The sequence below is a fragment of the Rubritalea squalenifaciens DSM 18772 genome, from assembly GCF_900141815.1.
GTDB classification, from domain to species: domain Bacteria; phylum Verrucomicrobiota; class Verrucomicrobiia; order Verrucomicrobiales; family Akkermansiaceae; genus Rubritalea; species Rubritalea squalenifaciens.
Window position 1 is genome coordinate 475,805 of sequence record NZ_FQYR01000003.1, and the last position, 24,307, is coordinate 500,111.

General features: G+C 52.4%; 16 protein-coding genes and 1 tRNA gene. 4 read left to right on the forward strand and 13 right to left on the reverse strand.

The genetic code is table 11. The features are described from left to right. Positions 1-46: 46 nt before the first annotated feature. Positions 47-1,129 (forward strand): tRNA 2-thiouridine(34) synthase MnmA, encoded by a 1,083-nt coding sequence (mnmA, locus tag BUB27_RS07405; RefSeq protein ID WP_143183182.1) that lies wholly within the window; start codon positions 47-49, stop codon positions 1,127-1,129. Between the two features lie 57 nt (positions 1,130-1,186). Here mnmA and BUB27_RS07410 read toward each other — a convergent pair whose 3' ends face one another. Further along, complete coding sequence (locus BUB27_RS07410; protein ID WP_143183183.1) at positions 1,187-2,179, reverse strand: aldo/keto reductase; 993 nt, start codon at positions 2,177-2,179, stop codon at positions 1,187-1,189. Positions 2,180-2,396: 217 nt separating this feature from the next. Between BUB27_RS07410 and clpB the strand changes: the two genes are divergently transcribed. Further along, positions 2,397-4,970, forward strand: a complete 2,574-nt coding sequence (gene clpB / locus BUB27_RS07415) for an ATP-dependent chaperone ClpB (protein WP_143183184.1) — start codon at positions 2,397-2,399, stop codon at positions 4,968-4,970. 119 nt (positions 4,971-5,089) lie between these two features. Here clpB and BUB27_RS07420 read toward each other — a convergent pair whose 3' ends face one another. Beyond that, positions 5,090-5,467, reverse strand: coding sequence for a heavy-metal-associated domain-containing protein (locus BUB27_RS07420; RefSeq protein ID WP_143183185.1), 378 nt, complete (start codon positions 5,465-5,467; stop codon positions 5,090-5,092). A gap of 160 nt (positions 5,468-5,627) precedes the next feature. Between BUB27_RS07420 and BUB27_RS07425 the strand changes: the two genes are divergently transcribed. Continuing rightward, complete coding sequence (locus BUB27_RS07425; RefSeq protein WP_159434856.1) at positions 5,628-6,365, forward strand: esterase/lipase family protein; 738 nt, start codon at positions 5,628-5,630, stop codon at positions 6,363-6,365. Here BUB27_RS07425 and BUB27_RS07430 read toward each other — a convergent pair. The 8 genes from BUB27_RS07430 to BUB27_RS07465 all read right to left on the reverse strand — a co-directional run bounded on the left by BUB27_RS07430 (position 6,362) and on the right by BUB27_RS07465 (position 15,641). Then, positions 6,362-7,183, reverse strand: a complete 822-nt coding sequence (locus tag BUB27_RS07430; RefSeq protein ID WP_234991703.1) for a hypothetical protein — start codon at positions 7,181-7,183, stop codon at positions 6,362-6,364. The genes BUB27_RS07425 and BUB27_RS07430 overlap by 4 nt on opposite strands. 15 nt (positions 7,184-7,198) lie before the next feature. Then, positions 7,199-8,455, reverse strand: a complete 1,257-nt coding sequence (locus BUB27_RS07435) for an FAD-dependent oxidoreductase (protein WP_143183187.1) — start codon at positions 8,453-8,455, stop codon at positions 7,199-7,201. Positions 8,456-8,483: 28 nt separating this feature from the next. Beyond that, positions 8,484-10,046, reverse strand: a complete 1,563-nt coding sequence (locus tag BUB27_RS07440) for an AMP-binding protein (protein ID WP_143183188.1) — start codon at positions 10,044-10,046, stop codon at positions 8,484-8,486. Beyond that, positions 10,043-10,945 carry a hypothetical protein gene (locus BUB27_RS07445; RefSeq protein WP_143183189.1) on the reverse strand — a complete coding sequence of 301 codons (903 nt, stop codon included), beginning with the start codon at positions 10,943-10,945 and terminating at the stop codon, positions 10,043-10,045. Before BUB27_RS07445 ends, BUB27_RS07440 begins: the two co-directional genes overlap by 4 nt. Then, positions 10,936-12,258, reverse strand: a complete 1,323-nt coding sequence (locus BUB27_RS07450) for a diacylglycerol/polyprenol kinase family protein (RefSeq protein ID WP_143183190.1) — start codon at positions 12,256-12,258, stop codon at positions 10,936-10,938. The genes BUB27_RS07445 and BUB27_RS07450 overlap by 10 nt, the downstream gene beginning before the upstream one ends. Beyond that, positions 12,255-13,349, reverse strand: coding sequence for a BtaA family protein (locus BUB27_RS07455; RefSeq protein ID WP_143183191.1), 1,095 nt, complete (start codon positions 13,347-13,349; stop codon positions 12,255-12,257). Before BUB27_RS07455 ends, BUB27_RS07450 begins: the two co-directional genes overlap by 4 nt. A gap of 4 nt (positions 13,350-13,353) precedes the next feature. After that, positions 13,354-13,965 (reverse strand): dTMP kinase, encoded by a 612-nt coding sequence (gene tmk / locus BUB27_RS07460; RefSeq protein WP_143183192.1) that lies wholly within the window; start codon positions 13,963-13,965, stop codon positions 13,354-13,356. A 62-nt stretch (positions 13,966-14,027) separates the two neighbouring features. Next, on the reverse strand, positions 14,028-15,641 hold the full coding sequence (locus BUB27_RS07465; protein WP_143183193.1) for a SulP family inorganic anion transporter: 1,614 nt from the start codon (positions 15,639-15,641) through the stop codon (positions 14,028-14,030). A 140-nt stretch (positions 15,642-15,781) separates the two neighbouring features. Between BUB27_RS07465 and BUB27_RS07470 the strand changes: the two genes are divergently transcribed. Further along, positions 15,782-15,855: transfer RNA gene (locus tag BUB27_RS07470), tRNA-Arg, on the forward strand. 113 nt (positions 15,856-15,968) lie between these two features. On the opposite strand, the gene BUB27_RS07475 is transcribed toward BUB27_RS07470, so the two are convergent. From BUB27_RS07475 to BUB27_RS07485, 3 genes are all read right to left on the reverse strand, one after another. Continuing rightward, the gene (locus BUB27_RS07475) at positions 15,969-17,144 is read right to left on the reverse strand and encodes a DUF3472 domain-containing protein (RefSeq protein WP_143183194.1); all 1,176 of its coding nucleotides are present in this window, start codon (positions 17,142-17,144) and stop codon (positions 15,969-15,971) included. Positions 17,145-17,547: 403 nt separating this feature from the next. Further along, entirely contained in the window at positions 17,548-18,624 is a 1,077-nt protein-coding gene (locus BUB27_RS07480; RefSeq protein WP_143183195.1) for a TonB-dependent receptor, read from the reverse strand. Positions 18,625-18,659: 35 nt separating this feature from the next. Next, complete coding sequence (locus BUB27_RS07485) at positions 18,660-24,155, reverse strand: beta strand repeat-containing protein (protein ID WP_159434857.1); 5,496 nt, start codon at positions 24,153-24,155, stop codon at positions 18,660-18,662. Positions 24,156-24,307 lie beyond the last annotated feature (152 nt).

Consider the following 24,307-nt stretch of genomic DNA (forward strand, 5'->3'; position numbering starts at 1 on the left):
GCATGTGGGGTTTGCAAGTTCGGAAAATGTACACTAAGCGTTGGGCATGGCGAAGATTTTAGTAGGTCTCTCCGGAGGAGTGGATTCGAGCGTGGCTGCTGCACTGATGGTGGAGCAAGGCCACGAGGTGGTGGGTGCCTACATGAAAAACTGGATCAATACAGATAACATCCCAGGTGATTGCCCATGGGAGAGCGATGTTGACGATGCTCATGCCGTAGCCAAAAAGCTTGGGATTGAATTCCGCGTCGTCGATTTGATCGACCAGTACCAAGAAAGAATCGTGGATTACCTGCTCGAAGGGTACAGAAGTGGCATTACGCCCAATCCGGATGTCTTCTGCAACCGCGAGATGAAATTCGGTGTGTTTCTCGACTATGCCTTGAGCCAGGGCTTCGAGTATGTGGCGACTGGTCACTATGCCCGTAGACGCGAGCGAGAAGATGGCACTGTCGATATCCTACGAGGAGCTGATACCAATAAAGACCAGAGCTATTTCTTGGCACTCATGGAGCAGCATCAGGCAAAGCATGCTCTTTTCCCATGTGGAGAGATGCTGAAGCCGCAAGTGCGTGAAGTGGCCGAACGTTTCGATCTTCCTACCGCCAAGAAAAAAGACAGCCAAGGCATCTGCTTTATAGGTAACGTGAAGATGAGTGACTTCCTGCGTCACTACGTACCGGACCGCCCCGGAAATATTGTCGATACCAACGGCAAGCGTATGGGGCGCCATAAAGGTCTACACCTGTATACGCTGGGCCAGCGTAAGGGGCACGGTGTGGCTTCACCGCGTGAGGGAATGGCCTATGTGGTCGTGGGCAAGAACATCGAAAAGAATGAACTGGTGGTAGGCTACGATGAGCCGGATACCCGTGGGCTCTACACGCAGCAGTGCGTGGTGGGAACTGTCTCTTGGGTGAATAAGCCGGTCACAAGCAAGCGTAAGATCGAGGCTCAGCCGCGGTACCGTGCCAAGGGAGAGCCGATCTGGGCAACTCCTCGTGAGGATGGAAAGCTGGACGTGAAATTCGTCAGACCTCAGCGCGCCATTACCCCAGGCCAAATCTGCGCCTTCTACGAGAACGGAGTTCTCCTGGGCGGGGGAATCTTTGAGTCGATCGAACATTAAAAAAACACCCTGAGTCCACGAGGATCAGGGTGTTCACTAGATGTTCAAAAGATTTACCTAGACGATCTCATTGATCGCGTTGATCTCCTCGACTGAGAACTCGAGAGTTTTGAGGCACTCCAGGTTTTCCTTTAGCTGTCTCACGCTACTGGCCCCGATGAGGGCTGATGTCACGATAGGGTGGCTGATGACCCATGAGAGAGCCATTTGGGCGAGCGACTGGCCGCGAGCATCAGCAATCACGGCGAGCTTGCGCACTTTCTCGATGTTCTCCTGTACTTGCTCAGTTTTGAGGAAACCATGTTCCTTACCAGCTCTGGAGTCAGAGGGGATGCCTTCGAGGTAACGGTTCGTCAGCTGACCTTGTGCCAGCGGTGAGAAGGCGATGCAGCCGACTCCGTATTCTTCGAGCGTGTGTGTTAGTCCGTCCTCAATCCAGCGGTCTAGCATTGAGTAGCGTGGCTGGTGAATCAGGCACGGGGTGCCCATTTCCTTCAAGATCTTGAATGCCTCTGCAGCTTTATCAGCTGGGTAGTTGGAGATGCCTGCATATAGGGCTTTTCCTTGGCGCACCGCGGTATCCAAAGCTCCCATGGACTCTTCCAGTGGGGTATTAGGGTCAGGGCGATGGTGGTAGAAAATGTCCACGTAATCCAACTGCATGCGCTTCAAAGATTGGTCCAGTGAGTTGAGTAGGTATTTTCTGGATCCCCATTCGCCGTACGGGCCATCCCACATCAGATAACCTGCCTTGGTGGAGATGACGATTTCATGTCTCAGATTTTGGAATGACTCGCGGAAAATTTTGCCAAAGTTGATCTCAGCAGTTCCTGGAGGCGGGCCGTAGTTGTTGGCCAAATCGAAGTGCGTGATTCCACTGTCAAATGCGTGGTGGAGTACTTCACGTGCTGTGATCTGATCATCTACGTCACCGAAGTTGTGCCAGAGTCCTAGGGAGATGGCTGGTAGGAGCAGGCCGCTGTTGCCGCAGCGCTTATAAGGCATGCGGCCATCGTATCTGTTTGAGTCTGGAGTGTAGTGAAGTGACATAGTATAAATCTAATTGAAGTGTGACTTTAGTGATATTCTCCAATCCTGCAACCTCAGTCTAGGTGCGTATATTTTGCAACATAGCAGCAAAGTGTGAAAATTATAGTTGTGAACGAGATCTTGCTATGATAGTGATGAACTAAGAACAAAAACAAGGGCTGACCAAATAGCCCTAGTGAGAAATTAATACGAAACAAGGAGGATTCAGGAAACGAATATGGGACTAAATAAAATGACAATCAAGTTGCAGGAAGCCTTACAGGCTGCGCAGCAAACGGCTTCTCGCTCGGCTCATCCGGAGCTAAAGAGTGCTCATGTCCTGTTGGAATTGTTGCAACAGGATGGAGGCATTGTGGTGCCAATTCTGGAGAAGGCAGGAATCGATGTGACCCAGCTCAAAGCTGGTGTGGCTGCGGCCCTTGCCAAAGAGCCCAGAGTCCAGGGAGCTAGTGGGCAACCCCAGATCAGCTATGGACTCAGAGCCGCTCTGGATGAGGCTGACAAAGAGCGTGAGAAGCTAGGGGATGAGTATCTTAGTGTGGAGCATTTCTTGCTGGGTGCACTGAAATCAGATTCACCGGCAGGCAAGTTGCTCAAAGATGTTGGTTTAGATGAAGCCAAGCTTAACGAGGCTTTGAAGTCGGTGCGCGGTAGCCAAAAGGTGACAGATGAAGACCCCGAGGGTAAATACCAGGCCCTAGAAAAGTATGGAACGGATCTCACCGCTAGAGCCCGTGCCGGTAAGATTGACCCTGTGATTGGGCGAGATGAAGAAATTCGCCGCGTCATGCAGGTTCTGAGCCGCCGCACCAAAAACAATCCGGTTCTCATTGGTGAACCCGGCGTTGGTAAAACGGCCATTGTCGAGGGTCTGGCTCTCCGGATCATTAGTGGTGATGTGCCTGATTCCATGAAAGGGAAGAGGCTGATTGCCATGGACATCGGTGGGATGGTTGCCGGAGCAAAGTACCGCGGTGAGTTCGAGGACCGCTTGAAGGCATTCTTGAAGGAAGTCAGTGAGTCTGAAGGGGAGATTATCCTCTTCATCGATGAGCTGCACACCATCGTGGGGGCTGGTGCCAGCGAGGGGGCTGTGGATGCCTCAAACCTGCTGAAACCTCAGCTTGCCAGAGGTGAGCTGCGTACCATCGGTGCCACGACACTTGATGAGTACCGCAAGTACATCGAGAAGGACGCGGCTCTGGAGCGTCGTTTCCAGCCAGTCAAGGTAGGTGAACCCAGTGTGGAAGACACGATCGCCATCCTCCGTGGCCTCAAAGAGCGCTACGAGGTACACCATGGGGTGCGCATTCAGGATACGGCCATCGTGGCGGCAGCCTCCCTGAGTGACCGATATATCTCTGACCGATTTCTGCCAGACAAGGCGGTCGACTTGGTCGATGAAGCTGCGTCACGACTGAAGATCGAATTGGATTCCATGCCGACTGAAATTGACCAGATTGAACGTCAGGTAATGCAGCTCGAAATGGAGCGCCAGGCTCTGGAGAAGGAGACGGATCCAGCCAGTGCCAAACGCCTTGAAAAGGTGAATGAAGAGATGGCGAACCTCAAAGAGAAGTCCTCTGGCCTCATGGCTCAATGGCGTAATGAGAAGGAGGTCATTGATATCGTGAATAATGCCCAGCAGAAGATCGAAGATCTGAAGACGGAGGCTGAGCAGGCCAAGCGTATTGGCGACCTTAGCAGGGCATCTGAGATTACCTACGGTCAGATTCCTGGAGCAGAAAATGAGCTGAAGGAGGCGCAAGCCAAGCTCGAGGATCTCCAGAAGTCCGGGCGTATTCTTAACGAGGAAGTGACGGAGGAAGACATTGCTCGCGTTGTAGCCAGCTGGACGGGTATTCCTGTGAGCAGGCTGCAAGAAGGCGAACGCTCAAAACTCGTCCACATGGAGGAGCGTATCGGAGAGCGTGTGATTGGACAGCGCAAGGCAATTGATGCTGTTTCCAATGCGGTACGCCGAGCCAGAGCAGGTTTGCAGGATGAGAACAGACCCATTGGTTCCTTCCTTTTCTTGGGGCCCACTGGTGTGGGTAAGACCGAGCTTTCCAAGGCACTGGCTGAGTTCCTCTTCGACGATGAGGGGGCCATGGTGCGAATCGACATGTCTGAATACATGGAGAAGCACAGCGTGGCTCGTCTGATTGGTGCACCTCCCGGCTACGTAGGTTATGACGAGGGTGGCCAGCTCAGTGAGCACGTCAGAAGGAAACCATATAGTGTGGTGCTTTTTGACGAAATCGAAAAAGCGCACCCCGATGTCTTTAACGTCTTGCTGCAAGTGCTCGATGATGGCCGGATTACTGATGGTCAGGGAAGAACGGTGGACTTCAGGAATACCGTGCTCATCATGACTTCTAACATTGGTAGCCAATTCATCATGGATGAGGCCAATGCAGAACAGCGTGAAGCCAAAGTGAATGAAGCTTTGAGAGCACACTTCCGTCCGGAGTTCCTTAACAGGATAGATGAAACCATCATTTTCGATCGTCTTGATAAAGATGAACTGACGAAGATCATCGGTCTGCAACTCGAGAGAGTGCGTCAACGCTTGGCTAAGCAGGGCCTTGGCCTAGCCTTGAGCGAAGAGGTGAAAACCTTCATCGCTGACCATGGTTATGATCCCACCTATGGAGCACGACCTCTAAAGCGGGCTATTCAAAAGTATCTGCTAGATCCTCTCAGTATGGATGTCTTGGATGGCAAGTTCGTAGACGGCGATGTGATCCAAGCGGCGCTGAAGGATGGAAAGGTGACTTTCCGCAAATAGAATTCATGATGTAAAGCGGGAGGCTTAGCCTCCCGCTTTTTGGTGTTTGTTGGTGTAAACAATAAAAGCGCATCTGGAAACAGATGCGCTTTTTAAATAGATAGAAAAGGGAAGGAGAATTACTTCTTCACTTTGAAACCGGATTTCTCAATAGCAGCGACGATGGTTTCACGCTTCACTTTGCTTTCGTCGTACTTGACGATTGCATTGCCAGACTTGTGGCAGACTTTTTTCACCTCAACACCTTCGATCTTGGCGAGCTCAGTGGATACTTTCTTGGTGCAGCCTCCGCATGTCATGCCTGTGACGACGAATTTTACGCCTTCGGTGTCGCAAGCTTCTTTGTCACATTTCTCTTTGTCACACTCAGTTTTGGAAACTTTGGTGGTGTCGCATTTCTTCTTCTTGCAGCTGCCATCCTTGCAGTCAGCAAAAGAGAATCCTGTAAGAGCCATAAAGCCCGTAGCGGCAAGTAGGGTAGTTTTGTAGTTCATCATAGTTCTTAATAAATTGATTTAAAATGTGTGTAGCACACACTCATTATGAGATCAGTACACTAGAATTTATTCCGATAGAATTCAAATATCATTTGAATTGATGAAATGATGTGGAAATTCGATTTCGCACACGGATAATGAGGGTGTAGAGATCATGTCAATGAGTTCACATAACAGTCACAGCAAGCGTTCAAAGAAAGTACTCAGAAAATTGGGAGTACTCAGGCCTCCTATGCCCTGGCACAGGCCGCGTGTTCGGCGCGGCGGTGATGAGACAGTCATTCTGCTACACGGCTTATGGCGCAGTGTGTGGGCGATGGAACCAATGGCTCAATACTTGAACGGGTGTGGTTATCAGACAATCAACTGTCCCTATGCCTCCTTTAAACTCTCGTTGTCCGAGATGGTTGAGCAGTTTTCTCACTTCGTTAGAGAGCAATGCAAGGAGGCGAAGAAAGTACACTTTGTGACTCATTCTTTGGGAGGGGTGGTCGTTCGTCAGCTCTTGCAGCAGTTAGAGAGTGATAAAATAGGTCACGTGGTCATGCTGGCACCGCCTCATCAAGGCAGTGAAATCGTAGACTGGCTGCAATCCTACAATCTACACCGGGTACTAGGACCCGCAGGTAATTTCTTGTCTACAAGTTCTATGGAGGCTCTGGATACAAAGTTGCCGGATGCCATACCTGTCGCTGTGATCATGGGGAAGCAAAGTCTGCTGCCATTTTTCCGCAGTATGCTGGATCAGCAAAATGATGGCATAGTTTCCGTGGAGAGGGGGCAAGTAGCCGGTACCAACCAATTTGAAATCATCGAGGCAGACCACACCTACATCAGCTCAAATGAGGACGCCATGTCGATGACTGAGCATTTCCTGAGAACAGGAAGCTTGCATTAAAAAGATCCGGAAGAGTCCTTTTTCTTGTATTGCTCGTCACGGAGCCGTTTCAGATACTTCATGTACTCTATCTTGGCGATGCGGTCACGGTCCATGCTGGCATTCACAAAGGGGTTGTTGTTGCCAACTTTAGCCCATGGGCCTTGCGGGACGTGCTCGAAATCGACAAATCTCCAGTGTACTTTGCTGCCTGATTGCAGGCGGAGATAGTCGCGGACTGCCGGGGAAACATCGATTCCAGCCCCATTGTTTTCTTTGTTCTTCGGGCGCTGGTTGCCAAAAACATACTGCCAGTCGTCGGTGGTGAATGGGCCACAGTCCTCCCATTGGGCATAGCAAATCCGGCGTCCGTGAATGATCTGGATCCAGCGGCCTTTGCAGACAGATTTTCCAGGTTTAGGGTTGTACTTGCGGAACCATGGAATGACGCGACTCGCCTCAGGTTTGTGCATTCTGTAATTCACACAGTCATTGTAGGGGAGAGCTACATAGAATGGGTTTTGCTTTGGAACAAATGCTCTGGGGTGGTAGCCAGATCTGGCATTGCGGTCAGGATCGTCAAAGCCTCCGTAGCTTTTCTCCCATTTGCTGTCCCAAGAGCTGGCGTGATTGGGGGTGGGATTTTTGGCTGTAGGCTCTTCGCCGATCCAGAAGATGGTGGCCGTGATGTTCTTTTTCCAGGGGTAATAGGTAGGCTTGAAAGGGTCTCTGTGGCCGGTGGGTGTTGAGACCTTGGGACCCTGAGCCTGTAGTGCCATTGAGCACAAGACGAAGAATGTCATCAGAATGACATAAGGTTTTGAGGTCGTTCGAGTCATAACGGAATGGTGATCTTAACTTGCTGAGGCAGAATCATCAAGAAGATATTGGTTCTTCCTGGCTGGTAGACTAGGCGATTCTGTGGCCATCATGCTGAAGATACCAGATTTCAGACCAGCCATAGTCGCTACCATTTGGTTTCGGACGTAAGGAATACTATTTGCCAGCGGAAATGCAAGATCTCGAATGAGTCCCAGAGCTTTCATGTCAGATTGGAAAAAGGGCGTGGTCCATCGTGTAGCGCGTTGATAAAAAGCCAGATGGGCTTTTCTGGTTCTGGAATAGGCCGAGAGTGCTTCATTCAAGGGGAATCGCTCGATGGATTCGACAAGGGTAGCTGCATCCAGCAAGGCTAGGTTGACGCCTTGCCCGAGCTGAGGGCTCAGGGCATGAGCCGCATCTCCCAGAATGACGGTGCGTCCGTCATGCCAGTAGGGCATCACGACATCGTAGTAGGACGCAACTTTGAGGTCGCGGTGATCGTGGATCTGCTTCAGATAATCTTCTGCCTGGGGAGCCATGTAGCACACTTGCTCCTTCCATTGGTTGAGATCTGAAGAAAACCACTTGTCGACACGATCCATCCGGATCGACCAGAACAAACTCAGCAGGTCGTCTCGCGTGCCAGTGGGCAGGAATCCGTTTAGTAGATTGGTCGATTCTACGGCTTGCCATAGGGTGTCTGTCGCAAATCCCTCAGTACGTTGCCCGATGAACCAGAGAGCTCCCCATGGGTACTGCTTGCACTTGGTGGGGATACTGGTCTGTTTACGTAACTCTGACCTCGCACCATCGCCAATGAGGAGAAGGTCGAAATCCTTGTGCGTAGTACCATTCTCCTCGGTGAGGGCGACCTTCTGGGTGGATTGAGTGAATGATGCGATGGGGTGTCCCCAGTGAAGATGGACACCAGAGGTAATCGCATGCTTTTCAAGTAGGGTGAGGAAAGTGCCCCTGTGAGTACCTGCACCGAATAATGATTGGGCGAGGTCATTGTAGTGAAGGTCGAGCATGACCTGATCTCTCGTATTGCGGCAGAACAGTTTCTCGACCCGGGCCGTCTCTGGTAGCAACTCATCGAGGATGCCCATGTCTCTGAGTACTTTCATACCCGATGGCTGAAGGAGAAAGCCAGCTCCTACAGGTTCGTTTTGAGGGGCACGCTCAAATAGATGAACCTCATGACCGCGTGCCGCCAGCATGATTCCGGCACTGGCGCCAGCACTGCCAAAGCCTACGATGGCGATGCGGTATCGAGGTGTGGACGACATACAGGCGTCTTATCCCAGATGACTCAGACTAACCAGCGTTATCACCAAGTTCAGCGAGTAATTTACGCAGGGCCGGGTACTCGATTTTTGCGTTGTGACGCTTGTCCACCGGGATGGTGTCCATCGGAAAGATTAGGTCGATATTCCACTGCGCCTGGAGGGAAGACAGAGACGGGTCACTGGCCTTGCCTTGTATCGCCAGTAATCTTTTTCCCTCGTGATCGACGAGTGCAGCTCTCTCTACACCGGGTAGGTACATGGCCTGGGCTTCCACGCCGAAAGGATAGATCGGAGAGGTTTCACCTGCTTTTGGTGCAAGCTTGGCAGAGCAGCGCCCGAGTAGCCAGATGCGACCATCCTCGTCGAGATAGCCCGCATCTCCAGTGCGGTGCCAGACTGTGTCTTCCACGTGGATTTTGGTTTCATCATCACCGAGACCATTGAGGTAGCCTTTCAGGACATGATCCCCGGTCACCACAATTTCTCCAGGGGATCCTGTGGCTAAGGTGATGGCTTCAAAGCCCTCTGGAGATAGCTTTGGGAGTGGCTTACCGTTGTGATCTTTGATGATGGCAATCTTAGTGTAGGCATTGGGCTTACCCACGAGCAGGCCATGACCGTTTTTCATTGCCTCCAAGTCTTCATCGCGACAATGAGACCAATTGCAATGACTAATCGGCTCAGCCTCGGTTGAACCATAGACCGTCACGAGCTGGGTGCTGGGGTGTTGCTGACTAATGCGCTCCAGCATGGAGGGAAAGACCGGAGCCCCGCCCGTGTAGACAGTCCTAAAATCAGGAAACGCATTCTGATCTAACATAGCTCTAAAGAAAGCAGGTGATGCCGCGCAGCGGGTGATAGGGTAGCGTTGCATCTGCTGCTGGATGCGTGTGGCATTCACACTGGCAGGGGCGGAGAGGTCAGAGTCTGCGATGACCGAGGTCATGCCGGATGCGAGATTGGCGAGGGCGAAAATCGGAAGGGTAGTCAGGTCGACCTGCGTTTCTTGCATGTCCAGCTCTTCGGAGAGTGCTTGATGCTGGGCTGTTAGGAAGCCGTGCGTGCGGCAAGCGGCTTTGGGTTTCCCGGTGCTGCCACTGGTGAAAGTGATCAGCGCCGGAGTGTCTGGTGAGAGTTGAGCAGGAGAGTGGACGGCTGCTCGGTATTTGGGCCAAGCCGTGGTGAAGGGGGCCCATTTGCTGGAAAAATGGCGAGGAATCTTCCTTAAGGAAGCCGAGTGAAAACGTAGTAGATGTGCTTTAGGTGAAGCGAAATAAGCTTGGGCTGGATGAAGATGGAGACTGTGATCGATGAGGTGGTCTCCTGCAGCTAGATCCACAAACATGGCTGTCATTCCCGCGTGGAAAGTGGCCAGAAGAGCCGCATAAAGCTGAATGTTGATGTGATGGAGGAAGAGGATGGTATCGCCTTGTTTCAGCCCAGCTTTGCGGAAACTCTCAGCACCAGCGCACACCTCCTCATAGAGTTTGTCATAGGTGATGCTCACAGATTTGCTACCTTGCTCCTGGATGAAAGCGAGACGCTCGGGGTGGGCTTGGGCAAGTTCGGCCAGACGGTCTACTAGGTTCATGGACGTGCAGCATAGAGGGTGTAACGGCGAAAGACTGTGGGTTTGAATCGTTCGCTTAATCTTTGAGATTTGTTAGATTCGTGCTGGAGGGCGTGGTAGGCCTGCAGGATGCCTTTCCGGCTGGCCGCTTCATGCACGCGGTTCACGAGCAGAGATCCTAGTCCAGAGTATTTACGGTCGAGTTTAGTGGCCAGAGTCTTCATGATGACGGCTGGAGGATCGCCTGATTTAAGGGCAATCGGATCAGGGAAGGCGAACATAAAGCCTACGGTTTCCTCGCCATCGATGGCTAGCTGGACAAGATCGGGGTTGACCATTTGCTTGGCTTCCAGATACTTGCTCATGAATTCCGCCTCGGTAATCGGCGTGTAGAGTACATTATGCTGAAAGCTTTGGAGGCTGAGCTGGAAAATGGATCTGAGCTCATCCTCGAAATTTTCCATATTGATGCAGCGCAGCTGAACATCAGCGTCCTCCAGGCGTTTCTCCAATTTAGAGAAGTCAGGTTGCTCTGCTGTCAGATCTACGGTGGAAGAGGAGTATGCAGAGTAGGGGGAAAAGCCTGCTGCTTCGAAAATAGCTGGCCAGCTTGCTGGGGTATTTGGCTCCATCAGGAAAGGTGGGCGCTGATCTGAGTAGGTGACGGCACGGTGAGAACGCCAGGTATTCCCGTCCATGGGACCGAAGATCACTGTAGATCCATTGTGTGCCTTGCTCCAGCTGAGGAGCTTTCTCAAGAAATCAGGTGCGCTTTCCTCGCAGCCAAGCTGACAGTTTCCGATAGTGGCCACTGTTTCTCCGGCTACCTCAGGGACGGCAGACCACCAGAGGGAAGCGCTGTTGTCTCCTTCTTCGAAGTGTGCATCAGCACTTAGGTTTTCAGGATGGCTTATGAGCATAAGAGTTGGGTCAGGGATACGGTCAGGGCACTGGCTGCCAGACTGAGGATGGCTACCTTCCACCAGGTGTCTGGTGCATCGTCGTGGGGATGGCCACGCCAGCAATAAAAGACTCTAGCAGATATCAGGCTCATGACCAGAGTGCTTGTGCACCAGGAGATCAGATAGCTTGGAGGAAGATCTCGTATCAGGAGTGCGGGAGCAGCCACGAAGAGAGTTTTTACCAAGCACATTCCCGGAGCGTGACCCTCTCTTCCCGTGAAGAGCATCGTTCCTGCATGCAGCATCGCTACACTGGCGCAAAGGCTACTGATGAAACCAAGTTGGCATACGGCGAGTGGCAGATGCAATCCATCACTGACTGCCAGCCAGAAGAGGGAAGGTAAGGCAAAGGCAAAAATGATATCGATGGAGTATTTGACGCAGCGCTCCTTTGGGATGGTGCGCTGTACCAGAAGGTGAACGATGAAGAGTGCCAGTCCTGAGAGCAGAGAGGCTGGACCGCCCAGCATGAAGGCTGCAAAGCCAAATAGCATGGCTGTTAGAATGGCGGCTCCATTGAGTGCGTGCCTTTTGTGGAGAACCAGAAGAAGCACGAGTAAAACGACGAGAGCGATGACCCTCAACCACAAGGCGCTATGTTCGAGCCCTAAGTAGTAGTCGATGAGGAAGTAGGAGCCCACAGGCAGCAGGATGTTGTCCGCTCCGTGGCCAGTGGCGCCCTCAACCGCCATGGTGAAGATGGCTATCGCAGTAGAGAGCGACAGAATAGTGACCGCTGAAAGTGTGCTGAAAAGAAAGAGCGGGGCGGCCACACTGAGAAAACCGGCGATGGCGAACGCGGATGAGCCTTCGATGCTCTTGACGGAACCAGCTGCGTTGAAGTGGTGCTTTCCCCAGCGGGTACCAGCGATCGCGCCTGCAGTGTCTGCAATGGTCAGGAGCAGAATAGGGGGGATGTAGGTGACCGGGTTGCCTTTCGACATGGAGAAGACCCAAGCCACACCGATGGGAAAGAGAATTTCCCCCAGCGAGTGTCTGCTGACCGCAAAGAGCCCACTACCGATACTGTTTCTTAGGCGGGAGTAGCGAATGGCAATCAGCCCGGTGATTGCCATGCCTCCCAGTACCAGCACTGGCCAGACGTCTGAAAAGATCCAAGGGAAAGTCAGGCAGATCAGACCCATGCCGACATGGACCATCTTACGTGCAGTCTCTGGGGCGACTTTGTTCGATTTAGACGCGCGGGCGGTGATGGCCAACAGAGCGCCTAGCAGAAGCGTACAGACTAGAATCGCCAGCCAGGGGTTCATAAGACTTCCTCCACAATGAAGCGCGAGTAGAAGAAGGCCTTGTCCTGTAGGTGGAGTTGTTCCGAGAGCTCGGGCAGAGACTGGAGCTTGTCGGCCATGTCTTCTGGACGGCTCCGCGGTGCGAGCATGTTCCAGTAGGCAAGACGTGCTCCGGGATTGGAGGCGGAACAGATTTGCTCCAGCAAGGCGCGGAAGTTCTGCTCGGACATGTATTCGAAGATGTCGCTCAAGTTGAAGGCGTCGAATTTTTCCTGTCCATTGGTAAGGAGACTTTCCAGCGGGCGGGATTCGATGGTGAATTTGTCGATGTTGGCTTTGATCGTTTCAAAGTTCTCCTCACGCAGGGCATGCGGCAGGGACTCTCCATAGCAGCCGTTGAGAATCCAGCGCAGGTAGGGATTGTCATGTGGAGAGAGCTCTGTGAGAGCGTGCTTGGTCCGGCCTAGGATGCGGTCGGCCACAGAGCCTTCCACATAGTCGAAGAAGGAAGGGTCACGGCCTAAGCGCCCCATGACGGTGCGGGAAAAGAAGAGATTGAAGAGAAGCCGCCAGCGCCAGGAATTCCAGACCTTGTCGTAAAAGGCTTTGCGCTCAGGAAGTGACTTTTCCTGCAAAAGAGCTGCGACTCGTTTGCGGCTGTGAATCAGCGGAATGATCCTGTTACGGAAGAGCTTGAAGTAGTTCTCGAACTTGCCGTGACGGTAGAAGCCTGTTTCGATCTCCTCCATCCGGCTGCTCCAGAACGCCAGAGAGTCTTGCGTGAGATGAGAGCTGCATCGCTCGAACAAGGGGAGGCGTTCACCGTCTCGTTCGCCTAACAAGATGAGAAACTCATCATAAGTTAGCTCGCTGTAGGCCGCTTTCCTGAGTTCGATACAGGCCACTTGGGTGGGATTCAGCTCCACAGCAATGACCTGGGCCGCGCCTTCCGCTAGTAGAGAAAAGGAATTGTCGCCAGCAGAGCCAATGCTCACACAGAACCTGCCAGCCGGTTGGAGTGCTTCCACGAGAATGTCCGCATCTTCCCAGCAGTTGGCGTATCGAACTTGGTCGAATTTCGCACGTTGCTGGATCTCGCTATGCTGACTCACTGTCTTAGGCTTTGATTTTCTGCAGGGCGATGGTTTTCATCTGCTCATGGATGGCATCCAGCGAGGGGGTGGAATCGATCACCTCTGCATAGGGCTCGTCTTTGACGCTGAGAAAGACGTCGCGGCAAAACTGCAGCGCGTCCCGTTGTTCGAATTCATTTGCCGTGTCGCCGCGTGCACCGATCCGGTCCAGAGCCTTGTCGACGGGGAGATCGAGAATGAACAGGAGATCCGGGGCGGGGGCAAATGCTTCGTTGGTGGCTCTTAGCTCGGCTACATCAAAACCACGAGCCCCCTGATACGCCATGGTAGAGAAGTAGTAGCGATCCAGGATAACGTGCTCGCCACGCGCCAAGGCTGGCTGAATGACGTCCTCGACGTGTTGTTTCCTGTCCTTGTGGAAGAGTTCCAGCTCCTCATCAGGAGAGAGCCGGCCAGCCGTCATGGACTCACGGAGGATTTTGCCAAAAGGTCCGTCAGATGGCTCACGGTCCAGCAGGACGGTTTCACCCTGCTCACGCAGACTCTCGGCGAGCCGCTTGGCTTGGGTTGATTTCCCGGTGCCATCGATTCCCTCGATGACGATGAAGAGTCCTTTCTTGTCAGCTGATCCCATACTGCCCGCTAGTTAAAAAGCCAGCGGGCTGTGTGGAAAGTGAAAATGTTAGCCAGCTGCAATTAGTCGGCTTTTTGTGCGCGCAAGTTGGCGACTGTGTAGTCTGGATCGTCAGGGGCGACTTCGATGTCCACGAGCGTGCCGGCCTTCTCGATCATGTGGCGGCAGTCCGGGGAAAGGTGGCGCAGGCGTAGCTCTTTGCCAGCCTTGCGGTAGCGCTCGGACATGGCGTGGATGGCCTCGATGCCTGAAAGGTCGCAGATGCGTGCTTTTTCGAAATCGATGACAATTTTTGGAGTGTCGCTCTTGGCCTGAAAGTGCTCGGCAAAGTCGCTGACTGAGGCGAAGTAAATCATTCCCTCGACTGCGTAGATGCGTTCCTCGTCAGTATCCTTGAGGACTTCAACGGTGACGTGCTTGGAGCTTTTGGCAGCGAAAACGAGTGCAGATACCAGGATACCTACGAATACCGCGAGAGCGAGGTTGTGGGAGATAATGGTGACTGCAGTCACCACCACAATGACCAAGATGTCTGTCTTAGGCACCTTGCCAAAGGTCTTGAAGCTGGACCACTCGAAGGTGGCGATCACGATCATGAACATCACACCCACGAGGGCGGCAATAGGAATGCTGATGATGAGATCATAGCCGAAGAGGATCAGTGCGCAGAGGGAGAGGGCTCCGACGATACCTGAGGTGCGGCCTCGTCCACCGGATTTCATGTTCAGCAGGGACTGGCCAATCGTAGCACAGCCTCCCATGCCGCCAAAGAGGCCAGACATCATGTTCGCCGCGCCCTGGGCCAGACATTCACGGTTTGATTTACCGCGGGAATCGGTGATCTCGTCGATCAGCTGAAGGGTCAGCAGGGATTCGATCAGACCGACGATGGCGATGGTCAGAGAGATAGGTAGGATAGCCGCCCAGAAGGACCATTCACCCCATGGGATGCCGTCGAGACTGACCAGGGCCGGGTTGAATTGGTTGTCCATCGCGGACGAACCGGAGTTGGCTTCGAGAACGTCACCGACTGTGCGTCCGTCCACGAGACCGAAGTAAGTGACCAGTCCCACGCCCACGATGGCCACGAGAGAGGGAGGAACCGCCTTGGTGAGCTTGGGAAGGAAGGTCACAATCCCCATAGTGACGAGGACCAAGGCAATCATCATTCCCAGTTGGCTGCCGTCGATCCATTCGAACACGCGGTTGTTTTCATCGTCGAAGTTCCCTTTGAAGGTCTTGAAGAACTCAAGCTGGCCCATGGCGATCAGAACCGCGAGACCATTGACGAATCCCATCATGACCGGGTGGGGGACCAGACGCACCAATCGACCCATCTTGAGTAGACCAATCGTGGTCTGGATCACACCTGCCAGAATCAAGGCAATGAAGAGATATTTGTAGTCCATGCCCTCGATGCCTGTGGCGCCACCAAGTTGGAATGCTTTAGCAGCCACTACGGCAATAGCACCAGTAGCACCGCAGATCATGCCCGGGCGGCCACCAAATGCAGCGGTGATGAAGCCCACGAAAACGGCGGACCAGAGGCCAACGAGTGGGTTCACTCCGGCGATGAAGGAGAACGCAATGGCCTCAGGCACAAGGACCAGAGAGACCGTCAGTCCCGATAGGGTATCGTCCCTCAAATTGCCGCGTTTCTTTTTGAACATAAACATAGGAAAGTGTGTGGATTGTGCTCGTGGCTAGAGGCAAATGGCCGCGCATGCAACAGCTATCTGGTTTAAATCCTGACAGAACGCTGAAAAATACTTGCCAATTCTGCCTCTGATGCCTACCTAATCCCTCGCCGAGTAAAGCTCCCGTAGCTCAGCTGGATAGAGCAACGGATTTCTAATCCGTGGGTCACAGGTTCGAATCCTGTCGGGAGTGCTCGGCCATTACCTCGCCATTCGGCGAGGTTTTTTTGTGTCCACGCATTGAGACAAAGAAGCCGCACCTGTCACGGTACGGCTCGTTTGGTTTTCTATGCTTTATCAATCGTCCTAATTCCGAAGCGTCCATTGAACATTCGGACCATTCCATTTTGGTTCAACCAAATTGAGATCTCCTCCATTATAATGGAGTTTCATGCCGCTAGATTGATGGATGATGTAGTACCAGCCGTAGTTATTTACGGGGACCAGTTGCCACTGCGTATTAGGTCCACTCCAGATATTATCGGCTATATTGACTAGGTCGCCAGTAGGGGTGGCATGTAAACGGTCTCCACTAAAATAGACGTTGTCGAAGTGCACATTTGATGAATTGCTATGGTTGATCAATTTCCAGGCGTGTCCCGCTTGTTTGGCTGAACTCATAAATAGGCCTGGTTCATCGTCTGTGATGGCCTTGCCAGTTGAATTATGTTCAAACGTGAAAGTCGTGGAATTTACTGCTGGATTACTTGGCTCTAGAGCAGGAGATTTGACCATGAAGTCATAGAAGTAGGGGACTGTTTTGTTATCTACATTTCCTCTTTGAGTGCTGAGATAGACAAATCTACTGTCTTGTGAGATTGTGCTTTTATGAAGTGTGTCTGGATCATTTGCCGTCCATTTCAGGCTATCACCAGAGGTCCAGCCGTCATTATTTTTAAGCCAGGCCACACTGCAACCTGAGGTGTGAGCCAAGTCTCTTTCAGCGCTTCCTCCATTGAAGAGTTCCAAAAAGAAAGTCGTGGAGCCGACATACTTTGTGACATTGGCCTTACGGATGGCGCCGCACTTGTACCAGTCTAGGCTACCGACACGGCCAACCCAACCACGGTAAATCGTGTCATTTCCTGAGTGTTCGACTGAGACGAAGAGTTTGTATCTGACATTGGTTTGCCACCCGTAATGTAATTGTGTTTTATATCCAGTTCCCTCGTTGCCGAATGACTGATGAGTTCCTCCTAACCTTGAGTCTGGCCCCTCGACCAAGCTGGCGGCGGACCCCGTGCTATCCCAAATGGAGAAGTTGATATAACCTTCGGCTGTGAATCCTAGGTATCCGCCATTGAACTGGAAAGCTGAGTACATGTTTCCTGTTTGATTCTGGGCTTCAAACTCTTGATAGACAGCTGTGATATTAGGTTTTGAGCTAATCGTATGGAGATAATTACCCGCCTCGGCTATGGGTGTCATCAGTAGCACTCCTGTGAGTAGGAGTGTTTTAGGGATAGAGAGTAGTTTTTTCATAATGATGTCGAGTTTCTATTTATGCGTGTAGCATAGTAGAAGTGATACTTCTGCAGGGTGTTTAACATCAATATGTTTGGAGGGTTTTTGTTTGGGTTTCTAGATGGATTCCGTGAACTAAATGTTCATAGTTGAATTTAGGTGAAGTTTGGTAACAAAAGAAGCCTAACTTGTTAGGTTACGGCTCAAGATGGACCTTAGGCATTTTAGCTAGTATGTGGAGCATTTCTCGTAAATGATTCTCAAGTCCGTGTGATTTCCGTATGGACCAAATTGAAGGATAACGGGATTATGGCGGGCAGGACGAAAATCGTTCTATATCTAGAATAGACTTGGCCACTCTCTGAGAGAAAGTGGCCAAGCAGGTGAGTTTAAGTTGTGAAAAGAATCAAGCAGGGGGGAATCAGAAGCGATAGGTGACTCCTACGCCGCCGCTCCAGCCGGAGAGATTCACATCAAAGGCTGTGGTGCTGACTCGTTCCTCCAGTGACTCGGTCCAGTCATAGCGGAAGAAGCCTTCGAGGCTCCAGTTTTCGTCTAATTGGTAGCCAATGTTTGCTTTGGAGTAGAAGCCATAGAGGATATCGTCGCCGTCGTCGCCAAAGCTTGCTTGAGATGCTGAAGATCCGGAGAATGTGGGCGCTGACCAGCTAGCTGACCAGTCGACATAGTTGATCACTAGGCCGCTGGAAAAGCCCACATAGACAGAACCTTTGGGCTGCCACTGTAGCTCGGCTCCAAGGGCAAGGCTGTAGACGTCAGTGTCGGCTTCGAATTGATACGCGTAACTCTGTATCGGTGTGGATACTGCTGTGCGAGAGTCAGGCTGATTGTTAATCAGTGGTCCGGGACCTGGAAACGTACCGACATAACCCGGAGATGGGAAAATGAAGCCTGATGGCACGTTATAGGTATCTGAAACCACAACGGAAGCTTCATCCAGTGTGCTGTTGATACTTGAGCTAAGGCCATTGAAGGCGAACTGAAGAGAGACGCCGGCTTCTAACTGGTCATTGACCGGCACGAGATAGGCGAGCTCGATATAGGGAACCGCTGAGGTGCTGTCCCCGGTTTTGGCTGCTTCTGCACTAGTGAGTGTAGTGATCGGAGTCGAGTTGAAGGTAATGCTGTCTCCTACAACTTGGCTGGAATTGTCGTATCCCCAGTAAGAGGTCAATCCAGTGTTAGGAGTGGCGGCACCGATGTTAACAAAGCCGTCAGCGTAGGTGCGGTCGGCATCTTGGTCAGCTTCACCAACATGACTGGTGAAGGCGGGGAGCCCGGCCGTGTAGGCGCCGAAAGCATCTGGGCTGATGCTTAGTGCTCCGGTTTTTCTCCACATGACACCAGAGCGAAGGCGCCACGGACTGGATGGTTCCTCGGCGGTATCCAATGGTAGAGAGACCGCGGTGCCTGCAAAGGTATAGACTGAGCAAGAGGAGAGTAGCAGCCCAGTGATGAGGGAGGTACGTGTAAACATGGTATTCAAGGGGTGAAGAGGTTTGGTTAGAGTGATTACTCCTCAATAGGAAGCTTGTAGGCGCGGTAGAAGCGTCTGGATTTGGTAGATGGGTGGCTGCTGGTGTCAGGTAGTCCGTTATCCGTCCAGAAGGTCCGGTTTGTAGTGGCTGGAACCACGGTAGGAACGCCAACCCAGTTGATTAGATCATCACTGTACTCAATGCGGTAGCGCTCACCTGGCTCGGTATCGAGCTCGATCATATAGGCATTTCCCGGGCGTTTGATGATGCGGAAGACTCCTGCAGGTGAGCCTACTCCTACAGGTACGACCTCTGGAGTGGATAGTAGCTCTATGTTGAAGTCAGGACTAAACGCTGTGTCGAGATCTGCACGGTAGAAGACCACAGGTACTTGTACGCTGGTGCCTGCTGGGATGGAGATGTTGTAGAGCAGGTATTCTGTGGCGACGGCTGGATTGCCATATGAGCGGATTCCTGTACCGTTATACAGCGTCGTGTTGCTAGGGTATCCACTCACATAGATGCGTGCTCCATCAATGGTGCTCGCATTGGTATTGTTGATAGTTACCAGAACCTCGATGAGACCTGTCTGAGGGTTAATGGTGGGTGTACCACTGGTGATGGTGACTTCTGTCGCTTTGACAACGGAAGCAGTGACCGCAGAGAGGTTGTTCTCTGGTGTTTCATCCACCTCTTTCAGACTAGCGAGGCTAGTGGACAGGCTAATCACATCAGCACCAGCTGTGGCTGAGTCTGCTGCTTGTAGTCTGATCACGACCGTGGCGCTTTGACCGTTGAGTAGGTCGAGTGACCAGGTGTCGTCCGTGATTGTCCCGGATGAAGGCACTGCACTCACAGTGGCTACACCTGATGGGAGTGAGAGTAGCTGAGCTAGCTTGATCGTTGTGGCGTGATCCGGGCCATTGTTCGTCACGGTGACACGGAAGGTGTCGCGAGCTTCGCCACCAGCTACCAGTGAACTCTGAAGAACTTCGGAGCTGATCGCGATGTCCGCTACATTGAGCTCGTTGATGGTAATGCTGACATTTCCAACAGCTGTGTTGGTGCCATCACTGACACGGTAGCTGAAAGTATCTGGACCGAAGTAGTCGGCTGTTGGAGTGAAGGTGAATCCACCGTCTGGCTGGAGCTGGATGACACCATGGGCAGGGTTATCTACGATTTCTACAGCAGTGAGGTTGGCAAAGCCATTGCCGTCATCCTCATCGGTATCATTCGCCAGAAGGCCTGTAGCCGCAGGGACGGTCACGGAGCGATTTTCATCAACTTCATAGCCTGAGTCTGCGACCGCAACTGGCTTGGCATCGTCATCATTGATCGTAGCCAGAGCAGACGTGTTGGTGAAGATCACGTTACGTGAACCTGCAGCGATGTTGGACAGCAATCCCGTGACTGTTTCATTTGTTTCAGCGAGGTTGTCAGGAAGAACGTCCACAGTGACGGTCGTGGCAGCACTTGAACTCAGGGTAATGGAAGAGTTTTTGGCTGTGTAGTCATCACCTGCGCTGGCTCCGCCGTCCTGAGTCGCAAAGTCGACAGATACCGCAGTATCAACCTCTCCAGTGAGAGTGACGCTATAGGTAAGTTTAGGAGTCCCAGAGTCACCTTCAGTCACGCTGCCGGCTGAGATGGCAATGCTGGCCTGATCATCATTTTGGATGGTGCCTTGGGCACTTTTCGCTGAAGGGTTAATCAAAGCTCCACTAGGTAGGGCCTGGCTGAGTTCCACGGTGAACTGTTCATCCAGTTCTACCACTTGATCGCCTTGAGCCAGGATCGTGAGAACCTGTGAAGTTTGGTCGGCAGCAAAGTTAAGAGTCCCTGAGGTAGCCAGGAAGTCGCTGCTGTTGAGATGAGTTCCCAAGTTGGTGATCGCCCAGTTCACGGAGCCTGAGCGGTCGGTTGCGCCGGTACGGGATACGGTGAAGGTTAGCTCTGTCGTGCCAGAATTTCCTTCGAGTTTTGAAGAGTTGAGTGCAACAATGGAGTACTGTGGAGGGGCAACCACATTTACCGTACGTGTGATTTGAGCGTTGTTTGATCTGCTGTCCTCTGCGTAGTAGCTCACGGTATAGACTCCGACCGCGTTAGGATTCACGGTATCGCCTCCAATAACGACATTGACTGAGCCGTCAATGATGTCGACTGCGGTGGCTCCTTGCTCAGAGTAGCTGTCTACTCCAGCTTGTAGGGTGATGCTGGCATCCCCGATGAGCGTGATAACCGGCGGGGTGGTGTCCTGCACGGTTACGGTACGAGTTACCTCAGTTGCTGCATTATCAAGTGAGTCTTTTGCATTGTAAGTGACGGTATAGGTGCCAGGCACGTTTGTGTCCACTACATCACCGCCAATGGTCACGCTGACTGAACTATCGACATTGTCTGTCGCTGTAGCACCTTGTTCGGAGTAGCTGTCCACACCGGCTTCAAGCGTGAGAGTGCTCGGTCCTGTGAGTGAAATCACAGGTCCAGTGGTGTCCTGCACGGTGACTACGCGTGTGACCTGAACAGCGTTGTTATTAGCTGCATCTTTAGCATTATAGGTGATGGTGTAGTTGCCTGGGACACTGGTGTTTACAGTATCTCCGCCTACGGTGACAGAGACGTTTCCGTCTACTGAATCTGTCGCGGTAGCGCCTTGGTCAGTGTAGCTACTTCCTGCTTCCACCGTGAGGGTAGCCGCACCGATGCGAGAGATGACTGGTGGTGTGGTATCTCGAACAGTGACGACTCGTATGACTGTGGTAGCATTGTTGTTGGAGGAATCTTTGGTGTTGTAGGTAACAATGTAAGTCCCCGGGACATTGGTATTTACCGTGTCGCCACCAATCGTTACTGGTAAAGAGCCGTCAATGTTGTCCGTAGCTGTCGCACCTTGTTCTGTGTAAGTATCAACAGTGGCTTCCAAGGTCAGAACGGATGGGCCTATGATGGTGATGACAGGCTGTGTCGTATCTCGGACCGTGACGACGCGTGTGACTTGGATAGCGCTGTTATTGGCTGCATCCTTGGCATTGTAGGTGACGGTGTAAACTCCGGGAACGTTGGTGTTCACCGTGTCGCCACCGATGGTTACGCCTACTGAACCATCGACGATATCCGTAGCGGTGGCTCCTTGTTCTGTGTAGCTATCTACTCCGGCCTCAAGTGTTAGAGTGGCTACTCCATTGCGAGTGATCGTTGGGGGAGTGGTGTCACGCACAGTTACGGTACGGGTTACTTGTGTAGCGACGTTGGAAGAGGCATCCGTGGCATTGTAGGTGATCACATAATTACCTGCCACGTTAGGGTTTACTGTCGCACCCCCAGTGACGACAGACACAGTGGAATCACAGGCATCCGTGACCGTGGCTCCCTGATCGGTGTAGCTGTCGACCTTTTGTTCGAGGTAGATAAGGGCTGCTCCAGTCCGGGTAATGACTGGCTTAGTGGTATCGCGGACGGTGACTGTTCTGGTGATAGGGGTGGCTGCTGCGTTGCCACTATCGCTGACGTTATAGGTGATCGTGTAGCTACCTAATACTGCGGTGTTGACTGTTCCGGAACTGGTCACAGTGAGAGTAGAGTCATCATCCTCTGCGTCTGTGGCTGTGGCACCAGGGTCGGTGAAGCTATCAATATTACACTCGACATAAAACGGGTTTGCTCCTGTCAACGAAAGTGTTGGAGGTGTATTCACTACGACCTCAGGAGACTCAAAGAAGCGGATGAAGTAATCGTCCTTGTTGTTCGTATCTTCGTTGTCGTCTTTGATGACAACCGCGTAGCTGCCCTGGGCTTCAATCACCTCGACAGCTGCTTGGTCGTCATTGGTGCCAGTTGGCTCTGCAACGTGTGCTTGTTTGGTGCCGCTGGCAGCGGTGCCATCGTTATTGTAGAGGCGGGTGTAGACATCTCCACCTGTTGTCGGATTTGTGGATCCTGAGGCAGCCACATCTCCCGGTCCGCCGACTGATGTCCAGATCGCCGCGAAGCCTCCAGCTGCGATAGGGGCAAGTTGCATACTCGACTGGCCACCTGTGCCATTCGGGTTGATGTCAAAGTAGGGGAAGGTCACCGTAGAGCGGGCGGTACCGTTTGCATTGAAGACTTGGAAAGAAGATGCGTATCCAGAGTTCGTGCCATCCACACTGGCTCCTGAGCCACTGCTGCCTTCACTACGAGTTCTCCAAGAAGCGGCGTAACCTCCATCGCTGAGTGCAATGAGTGAGCCAAAGTCCTGAAACTTGGCATCGTGGTTCGCATCGCCGAGTTGAACACTGGCACCTTGAGCTACACCCGCAGCTGTGAAGGCGCGCACATAGTAGTCGTCTTTGTTGACTCCACCTACTTCGTCGTCGTCACGCCAGACTACTGCGTAGCCTCCTCCGGTCAGAGCCACGATGGCTGTTGGTGTTTCCTCGTCGGAGGTTTGCAGGTCATTGACTTTTACAGTGCCAGTGGCATTTGGCACGCCAGCATTGTTGAATACTCGGGTATAGGTGTCGCCTCCATTGCTGGTGTTACCTGGATTATAGACATCTCCTGGGCCGCCAGTAGAGTGCCAGGTGATCGCAAATCCACCACTCAAAGCTGCCAGCTTGGGTGTGTTTTGTCCACCAGTGCCATTTGGGTTGATGTCATTGTATGGGAAAAGCACGGCACTTTCTGCTGTGCCGTCCGCATTAAATACTTGGTAGAATGCTCCGTAGCCAGAATTCGTGCCATCAGCGCTTGTACCAGTGCCGCTGCTGCCTGAAGTCCGTGTACGCCATGAAACCACAAATCCTCCATCATCAAGAGCTACAGCATCACTGAAATCCTGAAATAGTGGCCCATGAAGAGTATTGGAGCCGAGCTGTACACTTGCCCCCTTGGCGGTTCCGTTGGCATTGAATGCTCGAACATAAAGGTCGTCTTTATTGCCGCTGTTGTCATTGTCATCGCGCCAGACCACTGCATAGCCACCGCCGGAAAGGGCGACGACTGCCATTTCCCGCTGCTCGTCAGCGACACCCGATGGATCATTCTCATTGACTCGGATGGTGCTAGAAACAGCCACGCCACTTGCATTGTAGACTCGGGTGTAGACATCTCCATCGTCCGTGTCTCCGGGACCACCTCTTGATTGCCACACTGCGGCAAAGCCTCCACCAGTCAATGCCTGCACCACTGGGCCTCTCTGTCTGCCGGTGCCTGAGGCATTGATGTCAGAGTAGGGTGATATGGGCGCTGAGCCGATCACGACCCCATCCTTGGTATACATGCGGAAGTAGCCACCATAGTCATCACCATCGGGAGATTGAGGTGAAGCCGCGCTGTTGTGACGTGAGTTGAAGCCAACAACAATTGTACCGTTGGTGAGAGCCGTGGTGCTACGGTAATCCATGAAATAGTCGTCATGGTTTCCAGTGCCGCCTTGGGCCAGGCGCAGCTCAGTTCCGAGCGGGTCACCAGTCGCAGCATAGGTTGCAATCGTTGATAGGGATAGGAGGGTACAGGCTAGGGTAGCCGATTTTGATGTAGCCATAGTGAGGGAGAGGGTGGTTGGAGGTGTTGTCCAAAAGGGACGGACTGCCAGTAACATGCGGAATGTATGAATGTCCATGGCAAACTAGTAACATTTTCTGATAGAATAGAGGCTGGGGGGCAAATGGTGCCATTGGTGCTTCTGTCTAAGAT

Bases quoted from the DNA above. Each gene is read 5' to 3' on its own strand.
- BUB27_RS07435 (WP_143183187.1), bottom strand. From the start codon at position 8,455: ATGTCGTCCACACCTCGATACCGCATCGCCATCGTAGGCTTTGGCAGT.
- BUB27_RS07430 (WP_234991703.1), bottom strand. From the start codon at position 7,183: ATGACTCGAACGACCTCAAAACCTTATGTCATTCTGATGACATTCTTC.
- BUB27_RS07410 (WP_143183183.1), bottom strand. From the start codon at position 2,179: ATGTCACTTCACTACACTCCAGACTCAAACAGATACGATGGCCGCATG.
- BUB27_RS07440 (WP_143183188.1), bottom strand. From the start codon at position 10,046: ATGAACCTAGTAGACCGTCTGGCCGAACTTGCCCAAGCCCACCCCGAG.
- BUB27_RS07445 (WP_143183189.1), bottom strand. From the start codon at position 10,945: ATGCTCATAAGCCATCCTGAAAACCTAAGTGCTGATGCACACTTCGAA.
- BUB27_RS07450 (WP_143183190.1), bottom strand. From the start codon at position 12,258: ATGAACCCCTGGCTGGCGATTCTAGTCTGTACGCTTCTGCTAGGCGCT.
- BUB27_RS07420 (WP_143183185.1), bottom strand. From the start codon at position 5,467: ATGATGAACTACAAAACTACCCTACTTGCCGCTACGGGCTTTATGGCT.
- clpB (WP_143183184.1), top strand. From the start codon at position 2,397: ATGGGACTAAATAAAATGACAATCAAGTTGCAGGAAGCCTTACAGGCT.
- tmk (WP_143183192.1), bottom strand. From the start codon at position 13,965: ATGGGATCAGCTGACAAGAAAGGACTCTTCATCGTCATCGAGGGAATC.
- BUB27_RS07475 (WP_143183194.1), bottom strand. From the start codon at position 17,144: ATGAAAAAACTACTCTCTATCCCTAAAACACTCCTACTCACAGGAGTG.
- BUB27_RS07465 (WP_143183193.1), bottom strand. From the start codon at position 15,641: ATGTTTATGTTCAAAAAGAAACGCGGCAATTTGAGGGACGATACCCTA.
- BUB27_RS07485 (WP_159434857.1), bottom strand. From the start codon at position 24,155: ATGGCTACATCAAAATCGGCTACCCTAGCCTGTACCCTCCTATCCCTA.
- BUB27_RS07480 (WP_143183195.1), bottom strand. From the start codon at position 18,624: ATGTTTACACGTACCTCCCTCATCACTGGGCTGCTACTCTCCTCTTGC.
- mnmA (WP_143183182.1), top strand. From the start codon at position 47: ATGGCGAAGATTTTAGTAGGTCTCTCCGGAGGAGTGGATTCGAGCGTG.
- BUB27_RS07425 (WP_159434856.1), top strand. From the start codon at position 5,628: ATGAGTTCACATAACAGTCACAGCAAGCGTTCAAAGAAAGTACTCAGA.